This is a genomic window from Oceanobacillus sp. CFH 90083 (assembly GCF_009389585.1).
Lineage (GTDB): Bacteria > Bacillota > Bacilli > Bacillales > Amphibacillaceae > Oceanobacillus.
The window spans coordinates 1-12,277 of the sequence record NZ_VIYG01000018.1 but is presented as its reverse complement, the minus strand read 5'-3'; the positions used below and the strand labels follow the sequence as shown (position 1 = coordinate 12,277).

At 37.9% G+C, this 12,277-nt stretch carries 12 protein-coding genes and 1 pseudogene; 12 read left to right on the top strand and 1 reads right to left on the bottom strand.

Annotated features, from left to right (window positions below):
• Window positions 1-154 precede the first annotated feature (154 nt).
• From FLK20_RS22325 to FLK20_RS18975, 8 genes and pseudogenes are all read left to right on the top strand, one after another.
• Window positions 155-199 carry an erythromycin resistance leader peptide gene (locus FLK20_RS22325; RefSeq protein ID WP_147210558.1) on the top strand — a complete coding sequence of 15 codons (45 nt, stop codon included), beginning with the start codon at window positions 155-157 and terminating at the stop codon, window positions 197-199.
• Window positions 200-609: 410 nt separating this feature from the next.
• Window positions 610-1,481: pseudogene (gene erm, locus FLK20_RS19005) on the top strand (23S ribosomal RNA methyltransferase Erm).
• 335 nt (window positions 1,482-1,816) lie between these two features.
• Window positions 1,817-2,323 carry a hypothetical protein gene (locus tag FLK20_RS19000; protein ID WP_152658175.1) on the top strand — a complete coding sequence of 169 codons (507 nt, stop codon included), beginning with the start codon at window positions 1,817-1,819 and terminating at the stop codon, window positions 2,321-2,323.
• Window positions 2,324-2,544: 221 nt separating this feature from the next.
• On the top strand, window positions 2,545-3,441 hold the full coding sequence (locus FLK20_RS18995) for a hypothetical protein (RefSeq protein WP_152658174.1): 897 nt from the start codon (window positions 2,545-2,547) through the stop codon (window positions 3,439-3,441).
• 241 nt (window positions 3,442-3,682) lie between these two features.
• Entirely contained in the window at window positions 3,683-4,576 is an 894-nt protein-coding gene (locus FLK20_RS18990) for a helix-turn-helix transcriptional regulator (protein ID WP_152658173.1), read from the top strand.
• Window positions 4,577-4,638: 62 nt separating this feature from the next.
• Entirely contained in the window at window positions 4,639-5,460 is an 822-nt protein-coding gene (locus FLK20_RS18985) for an NAD(P)H-binding protein (protein ID WP_152658172.1), read from the top strand.
• Window positions 5,461-5,613: 153 nt separating this feature from the next.
• The gene (locus tag FLK20_RS18980) at window positions 5,614-6,483 is read left to right on the top strand and encodes an ATP-binding cassette domain-containing protein (protein WP_370453218.1); all 870 of its coding nucleotides are present in this window, start codon (window positions 5,614-5,616) and stop codon (window positions 6,481-6,483) included.
• Entirely contained in the window at window positions 6,480-7,307 is an 828-nt protein-coding gene (locus FLK20_RS18975; protein WP_152658171.1) for an ABC transporter permease, read from the top strand. The genes FLK20_RS18980 and FLK20_RS18975 overlap by 4 nt, the downstream gene beginning before the upstream one ends.
• 190 nt (window positions 7,308-7,497) lie before the next feature.
• On the opposite strand, the gene FLK20_RS18970 is transcribed toward FLK20_RS18975, so the two are convergent.
• Complete coding sequence (locus FLK20_RS18970) at window positions 7,498-8,736, bottom strand: aminopeptidase (protein ID WP_152658170.1); 1,239 nt, start codon at window positions 8,734-8,736, stop codon at window positions 7,498-7,500.
• Between the two features lie 308 nt (window positions 8,737-9,044).
• On the opposite strand from FLK20_RS18970, the gene FLK20_RS18965 reads away from it, so the two are divergent.
• The 4 genes from FLK20_RS18965 to FLK20_RS18950 all read left to right on the top strand — a co-directional run bounded on the left by FLK20_RS18965 (window position 9,045) and on the right by FLK20_RS18950 (window position 12,165).
• Window positions 9,045-9,368 carry an ArsR/SmtB family transcription factor gene (locus FLK20_RS18965; RefSeq protein ID WP_152658169.1) on the top strand — a complete coding sequence of 108 codons (324 nt, stop codon included), beginning with the start codon at window positions 9,045-9,047 and terminating at the stop codon, window positions 9,366-9,368.
• Between the two features lie 300 nt (window positions 9,369-9,668).
• On the top strand, window positions 9,669-10,619 hold the full coding sequence (locus FLK20_RS18960; RefSeq protein WP_152658168.1) for a cation diffusion facilitator family transporter: 951 nt from the start codon (window positions 9,669-9,671) through the stop codon (window positions 10,617-10,619).
• A gap of 257 nt (window positions 10,620-10,876) precedes the next feature.
• The gene (locus FLK20_RS18955; protein ID WP_152658167.1) at window positions 10,877-11,356 is read left to right on the top strand and encodes a metal-dependent hydrolase; all 480 of its coding nucleotides are present in this window, start codon (window positions 10,877-10,879) and stop codon (window positions 11,354-11,356) included.
• Window positions 11,357-11,547: 191 nt separating this feature from the next.
• A complete protein-coding gene (locus FLK20_RS18950; protein WP_152658166.1) occupies window positions 11,548-12,165 on the top strand; it encodes a TetR/AcrR family transcriptional regulator in 618 nt (205 codons plus the stop codon).
• Window positions 12,166-12,277 lie beyond the last annotated feature (112 nt).

Below are 12,277 nucleotides of genomic sequence, written 5' to 3'. Positions count from 1 at the left end.
ATTTACAATGTTGATTTTATCAAAGGTAACCATCCGTAAAACGCACTTATCCAAAGATATCCCAAAAAGATTCAAAATGAATTGACTTCTACAGCAATACTGCATACAATGTTAAGTGTATCTATAAATAAATTTAAGGAGGATTATTAAAAAAATGCCACATTCCATCAGACTGCGTTTCCCGACTTTGAATCAGTAATTAAATACATTCAAAGGCTCTGCTTGTGTATGCAGAGTAAACGGGATAAGTCTGTTCTTTTTTAATAATCTTCATTTCATATTATAATCACATATTATTTGCTCTGAATGGCAAAAGGATATTGTGATTTCTTTGATACTATCTTTAAGCGCTGAACAAGGATAGTACACAATGTGTCATGTTTAGAAAGGCGGAGTATTCTGCCTTTCTTTATTTTTGTCTGAATTACCTTCTGATGCTGTAAAGAGGAAGGTTTATTTGCTGACGGCTTCCGATAGCTCCTATTCTAATGATGGAGTGAAAGCTCCCATAGAAGGAAGTTTCCCTTTATATGGATGGGTCTTCTCCCCTTTACTTGAAATCACAGGCAGATTGTCCGTGATTTTTTTATTTAGAAAGGAAGAGAAGATATGACCAGAAAAATTCATAAATATAGCGGGAAATCTCCCAATTTTTCAGGACAGCATTTACTGCATAATAAAAGGCTGCTTCATGAAATTGTTGACAGAGCAAATATAAACAAAAAAGATACCGTTTTAGAGTTAGGAGCAGGAAAGGGAGCTTTAACAACTGTTCTAAATCAGCGGGCAGGTATGGTCTTGGCGGTAGAATATGATGCCAGGTTTGTAGATATTCTAAAACGGAAAACAGCAGAAAATTCTGTTACAAAAATTATTCATCAGGATATTATGAAAATACGTTTGCCGAAAGAAAAGTTTGTCGTAGTGTCAAATATTCCTTACGCTATTACAACCCCCATTATGAAGATGCTTTTAAATAAGCCTTCCAGCGGCTTTCAAAAAGGGGTGATTGTGATGGAGAAGGGAGCAGCCAAACGTTTCACTTCACAATCCGTCAAAGATGATTATGTATTAGCCTGGCGAATGTGGTTCGATATACGGTACGTCAAAAAAATATCCAGGAATAACTTTTCTCCGCCGCCAAAAGTGGATTCTGCGCTGATTAGCATAACCAGGAAAAAAGATCCTGTTATCCCGAATAAGGATTATTTCATTTTTCTTGGATTAGCACAATATGCTTTAAAACAACCTGACACTGCTATCAGCACAGCATTAAAAGGGATATTTACGGCTGCACAATTGAAACATTTAAGAAGAAATTTGGGTGTTAACCATGATACGCCTATCGGGTCACTGACAGCGGCTCAATGGGGAATTGTTTTCCATACGATGATCAAACATGTCCGACGGCCTTTATGGCCGGGCGTAAAGAAGAAGTAAAACCGGGCAGCTTAAGAAGAATTTATAACAGATATAGTTGAAGAAGGGGAAGATATTTTATATTTCAGCATGAGTGGTTCAAGAAATAATTTATGACAATAGTCGCAGAAAAGATCCTATCATTGATAAGATCTTTTCTGTTTGAAAATATTATGATTTATTTTATTCTGGATAAAGAAATCCAAACTGAAGATTTGATAAAGTCAAAAAATAAACAGGGAACTATAAGAGCGCAGTTCGTCGAGAGCTGCGTTTATTTTTGTTGAAAAATAAATTAAGAATTAGTTAAGAAATGCATAAGAGGAAGTTAATATCTATTGATTATGCTGCTTTTACAACAAATAAAAGGACATATCTTAAAGAAGGAGTTTTGATTATGTTAAAAAAATTTACTTTTGGATCCGTAACAGCTCATCTATGGGTTCAATGGATTTTGTTGGGGAGCATTTTGGTAGATACGTTCATGTTGTATCCAAATATTTTTCATAACATTCCTGAATCGTTAGAGCTCGGAATGGAATTTATGGAAGTGGCAAGCCCGCATACCTATTTTCCACTTTTGGGAGCAGCAAGTATTTTAACAGGAATTTTAGCATTGGTGCTAGCATGGAAGGTCAATTCATCCAGATATTGGATTTTGTTTAGTATCCTCACGATTGTGTTGGAAGGAGCCACTTCTATGGTGTTTGAATGGTCACGTAACGAGATTCTGTTCATTGAAGGTGCAGATATTCATTCTGTTGGATTTTTGAAGCAAACAGCACAAGAATTTCTTATCGTTCACGGATTTCGTGTTACCTATAACATCATCGGTTCCATTTTAATATTTATTGGGTTTATCAAGTACTGCCGACACAGCTTTATGTCTTTAAAAAATAAATGACTCGTAATGTTCCGATTACGGAACAACAGGAAAGATAGATTCATTCAAAAATCTGTCGCAGCAGATAAAATGAGTCTTTTTTGCAGCAGGTTTTTGATTTCTTCATGAAAATAATAAGAAGTTAACAAGTAGGCTGTAAGGAATGGTATCTATATCGTAAACGCTTTATAAAAAATAATGTATTCATGTTATAATCCATTTCATAAGGAGTGATTTTTAGAATGGATTATCACAAAACAAAAGCATGGTTAAAACGAAATGCACGGCCGTTAGAATGTGCACGCTGGGAATATTTATTTGAAAATGGATCTAAACAGCAGGTTATTGCAAAGTTAGCTGCCTTTCAAAATAGCGACGGAGGGTTTGGGCATGGGTTGGAACCTGATTTCACGTTGCCTGATTCTTCAGCAATAGCAACATGGACAGCCTGTCAAATATTAGATGAAGTTCAGATAAACGCTAATGATAAAATGGTAACGTCAATTATTGATTATCTAATTCATTCCTATGACAAGAAACTAGGCTTATGGCGGACGGTTGTCCCTGAACATAATCAATATCCTCATGCTTCTCATTGGCATTATGAGGAAGGGGTGCAGGAAAATTGGATGTTCAATCCAAGTGTTGAACTTGCTGCATACCTTGTCCATTGGTCAGCAGAGGGTAGTGAAGGAGCTGCATTAGGGTGGAAAGTAATTGAAAATGCTAAAAATCATTTATTCCATAGTACAAAGATGGGCTTTCATGAGGTGAATAATTATCAGAGGCTGGTTCAAATTTTAAAAGATAAACTGTCAGATTTAGAGGAGATAAGCAGACAAGTAAATAAACTTGCTGAACAATCTATTGATAAAGAACCAAAGTCGTGGGGAAAGAGTTACAAAGCGCTTCCTTTAAATATGATTTTTAGCAAGGATGACGATAATTATGAAAAATACAAAACACTTGTTCATGAAAATCTCCATTATCTGAAGGAGTCTATACAAGATGATGGAGTATGGGATATTACATGGGAGTGGGACCAGTATATGGAAGATTTTTATGTAGCCAGGCAACAATGGAAAGGGATTATTGCTGTAAATAATTACAAGATATTTCGGGAATTTGATTTCATTTAGAATAAAAGTTCTTGATTAAATAATAATGTTGATAATAGAAGAAAAAGCTGCTTGTTACAAAAATAAGCTGCTTTTTTGTATGTCTGGAAATGAAATAAGTATAGTACAAAAATTAATTAGGAAAGTTTTTAAATCCTGACATACAAGATGTCAGGTTAGGTTAGTTACACTGGTATTAGCTTAAACGAAGGGAGTTGGATACAATGAAATAAAAGGAAATCGATAAGGGGGAGAGGTAAAAATGAAACTTGATCGTTTGTTGGGGATTACGATGGAATTAATGACGAAAAAAAGAGTGGCAGCTACAGAATTAGCTTCCAGATTTGAGGTTTCCATTCGAACCATTTATCGGGATATTGAATTGATTAACCAATCTGGTATCCCTGTTGCTTCTTTCGCTGGAACAGATGGCGGTTTTGAGCTGATGAGCGGTTTTTTCTTATCCAAGCAGCACTTCTCTCTTGATGACTTTTCTCATATCTATAGTTTATTAAAGGGCATGGAAGGGGCGGTAGGCGGGGAAAAATTTGCAACTTTAGTCAATAAAATTAGCAGTTTGCAACCCGCTTTATTGGATGAAGCTTTTCAGAAAAAAATCATTTTCGATATGGGCACTTCAACAGAAGAGAAAAATATTCTTCTTTCTTTATTAAAAGCAATCGACCAGCCAAGAAGGGTTTCATTTACCTATATTAATGCTTTTGGACAAATATCAGAAAGAAAAATGGAGCCATTGAACCTTTTGTGGGAAAAGGGAGTTTGGTATGTGGAGGCTTATTGTTTATTACGAAAAGATACCCGTTTTTTCCGCGTCTCCAGAATCACCAAACATAAAGTGTTAGATGAAGCATTTAGTCCTAACACAAAGCCTGCATATCTGAGTAATGAAGAAAAACAAGGAATAACCGTTCGTCTTCGTTTTGATACAACTGCACAACCACAGGTTTTTGAGCAATTTCCGGGAGAATTCACACATCACGGGGACTTTGTTGAAGTACAAACGACTTTTTATTCAAGAGACTATGCTCTTTCTGTTATTTTAAGCTATGGATCGCAGGTTGAAATTCTGTCCCCTGACGATTTGAAGAAAGATTTGATTCATAAATTGAATGACATTCGAAAGATTTATTTTTGAAGAAGTTTTGATTTTCCCTATGTAAAACTGTAATTAAACACGAACAAAATGGAGGGTAAAAAATGACAATTTTAGTAACAGGCGCTACAGGAACAGTAGGAAGACATATCGTAGATCAACTCGTTAATAAAGGAGAACAGGTGAGAGCAGTATCGCGCAATCCGGAAAATGCTAATTTACCAAAGGGTGTCGAGGTTGTAGCAGGAGACCTTATGTCCCCGGAAACGTTGATGCCAGCTTTCCAGGGTGTTACCGCATTATACTTGATTACCTCAAGCGATCAAGCAGAGGCAACGTTGGAAACCAATCCTCAAGTCGCTGACCTGGCGGAAAAGGCTGGGGTTCAAAAAGTTTCATTATTGACAGTATACGGTGATGGACCCGTGGAACAGGCAATTAAAAACAGTCGTCTTGAATGGACATTTGTACAACCCGTTGGATTTATGGCCAATGCTATTGATGACTGGCAGGAATCCATTCGAGAGGCAGGAGTTGTTCGGAAGCTTGGAGGCGAAAAACGGGGTGCCGTTATCCATGAAGCTGATATTGCAGCCGTTTTTGTTGAAACACTTCTTGAAAATGGGCACCATGGTAACTTTTATACACTCACTGGTCCCGAAGCTCTTTCGACTATTGAACAGGTGGAAATGATTAGTAAAGCCATTGGAAAAGAGATTAAATTTGAAGAATTATCGGAAGAAGAAGCGCGAAATGATTGGCGTAAGCTGGGGCACAAAGAGGAAAGTATTGATTTTATGGTTCAAATGAGTAAAAACCCGCCTGAGATTGGTTATACCGTTTTACCAACAGTCGAGGAAGTAATTGGACGCCCGGCAAAAACATTTGCTGAGTGGGTATCTGAGCATAAAAGTTACTTTATGTAATAGAGCCTGATGTCAATAAATGCCTATCCTGCAGGAGACAGTCTAATTCAAGATGATATGGAGCTGATTATATTACACATTACTATGCTATAGAAGTGAACAATCTAAAAAAATCGTATAATGACAATCCAGTAGAAAGGAATCAATTTACAAGTGAACAAAGGGGAGCTTCATGCGCTTCTCGGGCCGAATGGAGCTGGTAAAACAACTATTATCCATATGCTTTCCACGTTGTTAAAACCAGATGAGGGAACAGCTTTTATTGGGGGGATGGATGTCGTCAAAAACGCCAAAGATGTTCGGAAACGAATAAGCCTGACAGGACAGTTTGCTGCTCTGGATGAAGGTCTGTCGGGCTTACAAAATTTAATGCTGATTGCCAAACTTCATGGCTACTCCAATAAACAAGCTCGTTTAATTGCTCATGAATTGATTCAATCGTTTGATCTTTTGGATGCTAAGAACCGTATGGTAGTCAATTATTCCGGGGGCATGCGGCGCCGTTTAGATATTGCAGCAAGTATCGTCAGACAACCGGATCTTATTTTTCTTGATGAGCCAACAACAGGGCTTGATCCCCAGAGCCGTATTCAGGTTTGGGAAGTGATTCGCATGCTCCTGAAAATGAATACAACAGTGCTGTTAACCACGCAATATCTGGAAGAGGCTGATCAACTGGCTGATCGAATCACTGTTATTGATAAAGGGGCAATCATTGCTGAAGGGACACCAAATCAACTGAAGACTTCGATTGGTAAAAAAACCTTATCGATTCGAACGAGACATTGTGAATATAAAAGGATTCGTGGCATTTTAGCCAGACAACACGCTTTAAATGTATTTCAGGATGAAGATCCGCTTGTTTTTAGAATACCCGTGACACAATCAAGACTTGCAAATGACGTGATCCATACGCTCTTAAAGAATGATATTTCCATCGAAGGATTTACATTGGATGAACCAAGCTTGGACGAAGTGTTTTTAGCGTTAACAGATGCAACATATGGGGAGGCTAAGAAATGAATGTAACGAAGAATGTAAACGGGTCATTAGACTTCTGGAATTCTCCACCTAAAAGCACCAGTGCCTTGAAAGCTATAAGCACCTTTATGTGGAGAGCAGCGCAAAATACAAAGAATAACCTCGCAGGCTATGTTATGGAGGCTGTTCTAAGTCCAGTGATTACGCTGCTTATCTTTAGTTTCTTGTTTGGTGGAGCTATTGCCGGATCCACACATGAGTACATTCAGTTCCTTTTACCGGGCATCCTTATTTTGACAGTCGTTCCTTTGACTGTCTATAGTGGAACAAGCCTATGTCTGGATATTACAAAAGGTGTTTTTAACCGGTTTCGAACCATGCCTTTTTGGCAGCCGGCAGCTATACTTGGACCACTAATTACTGATGGAATAAGATATACAATTGCATTGCTTTCCGCACTGGCTACAGGGCTTCTGCTGGGGTTTCGTCCAGAAGGCGGCGTATTGGGGACAGTGCTTGCTATATTGTTTATTATTTTCTTTGCATTTAGTGTGAGCTGGATTTTTTCAACGATTGGTGTCCTTGCAAAACGCCCGGAAACAGTATCAGGAACAAGTATGATGTTAATTTATCCTTTTTTGTTTGCGAGTAATATTTTGGTAGATTCAGCTACCATGCCTAAATGGATTCAAATCATCGTTGATCTCAATCCGATTAGTATGGTGACTGTTACAGTGAGAGGACTTATATCTGGAGCAGCTACAATTTCTGAAATCTCTGCAGGTATTGCCATATGCGTATTATTCATTATTATTTTTGCACCGATAACCGTGTATCTTTATCTCTCGAAGAACAATAAAGCATAACGATATGCTATGAAGAAATACCTCTGGGATGTTTGCTTCTAAGGATTCCTTTTTTATGGCATATTAGCATGCCTGTGATAATTAAATAAGATAGGAGAAACCACCTCCTGAGTCATATATAAAGTGAATTCAGGAGGTGGTTTCTTATGGAAGAAAAAATTTTTTCTCTGATTATTTGCTCATAAACAGACTAAGCCCAGGCTCCTTTTCGAAAAACAGGAACACGGCTGCCATCTTCTTTAATACCATCGATATCCATTTGGCTGGAGCCGATCATAAAGTCAACATGTGTAGTTGAACGGTTCAGCCCAGCTTCTTTTAATTCTTCTTCCGTCATATCCGTTCCGCCGATTAAGTTAAACGCATAAGCAGAACCCAGCGCTAAATGATTCGATGCATTTTCATCAAATAATGTATTAAAGAAAGTTAATCCAGATTGAGAAATTGGGGAGGCATCAGGAACTAATGCAACCTCTCCTAAACGGGAAGCACCTTCATCCTGCTGGATTAATTTTTGAATAACCTCTTCGCCTTTTTCGGCAGTAACCTTGGTTACTTTCCCATTTTCAAAATGGAATTCCATCCCTTCAATCACTGAACCGGCATAGCTTAATGGTTTTGTCGAAACGACAACGCCATCTACCCGGTTGGCATCAGGTGCAGTAAATACTTCTTCTGTCGGCATATTAGCTATAAAACGCTCGCCGCGCGAGTTAAAGCTTCCAGCACCTTCCCAATGATGGTTTTTTGGCAAGCCGACAGTTAAATCCGTACATGGAGCAGTATAATGCAATGCGACAAATTGTTGTTTATTCAATGCTTCTGCTTTCGTTTCAAGCGTTTTATCTTTCTCGCTCCATGTGTGAACCGCATCGTCATCATATAAATGAACAGCTTTGAAAATAGCATCCCATAATGCATCTGTTTGTTCTTCCGCTGAATCTAATTCAGGGAAGACTTTTGCTGCCCACTCCGGACTGGCGGCAGCTGCTACAACCCATGATATTTTATTGGATTGTGTTGCTTCGGCCAATGGCTTGAATGCTTCACCGGCTGCTTTTTGCGTTGCAGCAATTTTCTCACCGTCTAATCCTTTCAGGGCATCCGGATCGTTTGAAACAACATTGATACGACTCGCACCTTCTTCAATGATGTAGTTCATTTCCCCGATACGGTAATCCGGAATATCTGTTAATGTTTCCGTCGTTTGATATTCAAATCCAAGTCTCGATACCTTATCGTCCCCCCATTTAACAATAACGCGCTTTGCACCTTTGTCATAAGCAGCCTTTGTAATTTCACGGGCTAATGGAGCTTGATGAACATCAATGGTTAGAGCAACGGTGTGTCCTTCTTGCACATTAATACCGGTAGAGACAATTAATTCAGCGTATTTTTGTAGCAATTGATCAAAATTTTTCAAAGTCATATATAGCCTCCTTATAAGCTTGACATCCGTTTTCATAGTAGCATAATCATTGATGAATAACAATTTGAGTATTAGCCTAGATAAGAGAACATTATTTATCAGACATTCAGATATTTAAAAATGGAAATCGTCTAATAGATAGAATAGCCACACTTCTGACTTGGAAAAAGAGCTTAGCGAATATATCTCATATGATGCACTTGAAGAAGGGAGCTAAAATAAGGTTCCTATTTACAAACTAAATGCGTATATGTTAATATGTTCATATAAAGAATTTATAAATATGAATCAAGGAGGTATGGACAGCGTTGGAAGAATTTGAAGTGGAAAAGGCTCTTTCAGGGGAAATTGACGAAGAAACATTATTTATCGTTACCCAAACATTCAAAGCGCTGGGTGATCCGACCAGAGTACGCATTCTTCATTTACTTTTTCAAAAGGAATGCTCTGTCAATGAGATTGCAGAAACACTGGATATTAGACAATCCACTGTATCGCATCAATTACGTTTTTTGAAGAATTTGCGTCTTGTAAAATATCGTCGTGCAGGTACTACACTTTATTATTCTCATGACGATGAGCATGTGATGCTTATATTGAAGAAAATGATAGATCATGCTTGTCATAGCTAATCTGCATATCACTTATTTTGGTTAAGTGACACATTATATATGAATACATGCACATATAAGCAGGTGAAGGGTTTGAAGAGAAGGTAGGAGGGTGGAAGAAAATAAATCCTTCTATGCTAAAATGGAAAGAAGATATGTAAACACTTTATGATATAAGTGTAATGTGTAACTGTAAAAGGGGATAAAATAAAGTAATATAAAAAATTTAGATTCTATTACTTTCATACTTTGCGGAATGAAAGCATCTTTACAGGTCATTATATGCGTATATATAAACATAAACATAGAGGAGGTTTGGGTATGGGACATAATCATCACGATCATACACATGGGGCGAATAAGAAAACATTACTGATCAGCTTTCTTGTTATTACCGTATTTATGATTGTAGAAGTAATTGGAGGATTGCTTACAAATAGTTTGGCTCTCCTGGCAGATGCCGGACATATGCTGAGCGATTCGATTTCATTATTGATTGCATTAATTGCTTTTAAATTAGGGGAAAGAGCTGCCAACTACGGGAAGACTTACGGATATAAACGTTTGGAAATATTGGCAGCAGTTATTAATGGGGCGACATTGCTTGTCGTATCCATATACATTTTTTATGAGGCTTATCAACGACTGTTTGATCCGCCGGAAGTAGCTTCAACGGGCATGTTGATCATTGCAGTGATTGGCTTTCTTGTAAATGTGATTGTTGCATTTATTATGCTTCGTGGCGGAGATACGAAGGATAACCTGAATATGCGTGCGGCCTTCCTGCATGTTTTAGGTGACTTATTAGGATCTGTCGGAGCAATTGCTGCGGCACTTCTGATGATTTTCTTTAACTGGGCATGGGCTGATACGGTGGCAAGTGTTCTTGTGGCAATACTTATTCTGATCAGCGGCTGGCGTGTAACGAAAGCTTCCATTCATGTTTTAATGGAGGGAACACCTGCTAATGTGAATTTGGATCAAGTCATTAAAACGATGAAAAATGTGGAAGGTGTTCAAGATATTCATGACCTGCATGTATGGAGTGTGACAAGCGGGCAGAATATTCTTTCCTGTCACATTATTGTCGATGGTCAGATGACAATAGAAGAAAGTCAGCGGCTGCTTCGGACGATTGAACATGATTTAGAGCATAACAATATCGGTCATGTCACTATTCAAGTAGAAACAGAGGAACATCCTCATGAAGATTCCATTATGTGTCAAAAGGAATATGCAGCTGAAGCACATCAGCATGGTCATAGTCACTAGAAGCGAGAAAGGAGCTATGTTATTGTTACAGGCTCCTTTTTTGATTCGTTCAACTAAACATTCAGTGGGGGAACCCCACTGAATGAGTTTCACTTTATATAGCGGTATAACATTGCAATTTATGTTAAATATTCAATGGGATAGTGAGCCGCAGCCAGTACAGCTTTATGAAATAAAATAGTGAACATACGTTCCTTTTTGGAGAGAAACATGTTATGATAATAGCATGTAATTTGAAAATAAAGGAGAAAAAGAGCATGACAGGAAAAACACATATTATGGCGGGTATAGCTGCCACAACAGCCATCGTTGCTTTGACTGATGCATATCAGCCTGAATGGTTTATTGCAGCAGGAGTAGCGGGTGGATTGCTTCCGGATATTTGTCATAGCGGCAGTAAAATTGGGCGGAGATTCCCGATACTTTCCAAAGTAATAAATACAATTTTTGGACATCGGACTTTTACACATAGTTTATTATTTTTATTCTTACTGGCACTTATTTTACCTCGTTTAATCAGCAATCCATCCATTACCACAGGTATTCTGGTTGGTATGGTGACGCATTTTATCCTGGATGCTGCGACCAAACAGGGAATTAAGCTATTGTATCCTGCTAAGATCACTATTCGTTTTCCAATCACTGCGAGGACCGGCGGAAAAGCGGAAAATATTTTTTTATTGGTGTTAACAGTGGTTACACTTTACTATGCGAATCATATGATTGACATCTTTTAGCTGTTTTACATTTCCTGCACATGGTGTCTAAAATTTGTCTGCTGCCTACCATTCCTATCTGATGCTAAACAAGATTCCAATAACTAAATTCTTTTACCAAAGAGTTGAAACAATACATATATGTCAATTATAATCGACATATATGTATTGTTTGTTATGCCGTATGTAAAGTATATGATGGAGGTGATTTGATGGCGCCAAAGGTTAGTGAAGCGTATAAAAAAGAGAAGAAAAAAGAGTTGATAAAAGCAGCTAAACAGGTGTTTATAAAAAAAGGATATGTCCACGCATCCATGCAGGATATTATGGATGAAGCAGGGATATCCAGAGGAGCATTTTACAGCTATTTTGATAATATCGACCATGTGTTTATCGAGGTTCTTAAATATGATGATGAACAGGATATTCAGTTTTTTATTACGGCTGATGAAGAGCCATTATGGGCAGGGATTGAAGATTGGGTTAAGGAGCAGCATTCTGTCATTGAAGCAGTAAACCAATCTTTGCTGTATGCAAAAGCCGAATTTTTTCTCTCCTCCCAGTATGTGAAAAATAAAGAAAACTTCCCTTACATTTCACAGCGCTATGAACAAATGGTAGAAGCAATTGCGCAGGTCATTCGAAAAGGAATGGAACAGGGGGAGTTTCAGCCTCATTTATCCCCGAATGCTATTGCCCGGTATCTTATTTCATTTGTTAATGGTTTAATGTTGGACACATTTCAATTGGGGCATGAAAAAACGGAAGTAAAGAATCAATTAAACGTTTTACTTTTTACACTGGAAAAAATGCTGCGTCCAGGCTTGTAATGGAGAACCTTTTATTCATTTGGTTTGAGAGGAGCGTTTTAAATACGATCATGAAAAGATACAAATTAAATTCTTTAGAAAATGAGGCTGGGACATAACTAGCCAATAATAA

What these genes read in the sequence shown, in the direction of transcription:
- FLK20_RS19000 (WP_152658175.1), top strand. Translation starts at nt 1,817, where the DNA reads ATGTTAAAAAAATTTACTTTTGGATCCGTAACAGCTCATCTATGGGTT.
- FLK20_RS18995 (WP_152658174.1), top strand. Translation starts at nt 2,545, where the DNA reads ATGGATTATCACAAAACAAAAGCATGGTTAAAACGAAATGCACGGCCG.
- FLK20_RS18990 (WP_152658173.1), top strand. Translation starts at nt 3,683, where the DNA reads ATGAAACTTGATCGTTTGTTGGGGATTACGATGGAATTAATGACGAAA.
- FLK20_RS18985 (WP_152658172.1), top strand. Translation starts at nt 4,639, where the DNA reads ATGACAATTTTAGTAACAGGCGCTACAGGAACAGTAGGAAGACATATC.
- FLK20_RS18975 (WP_152658171.1), top strand. Translation starts at nt 6,480, where the DNA reads ATGAATGTAACGAAGAATGTAAACGGGTCATTAGACTTCTGGAATTCT.
- FLK20_RS18970 (WP_152658170.1), bottom strand. Translation starts at nt 8,736, where the DNA reads ATGACTTTGAAAAATTTTGATCAATTGCTACAAAAATACGCTGAATTA.
- FLK20_RS18960 (WP_152658168.1), top strand. Translation starts at nt 9,669, where the DNA reads ATGGGACATAATCATCACGATCATACACATGGGGCGAATAAGAAAACA.
- FLK20_RS18955 (WP_152658167.1), top strand. Translation starts at nt 10,877, where the DNA reads ATGACAGGAAAAACACATATTATGGCGGGTATAGCTGCCACAACAGCC.
- FLK20_RS18950 (WP_152658166.1), top strand. Translation starts at nt 11,548, where the DNA reads ATGGCGCCAAAGGTTAGTGAAGCGTATAAAAAAGAGAAGAAAAAAGAG.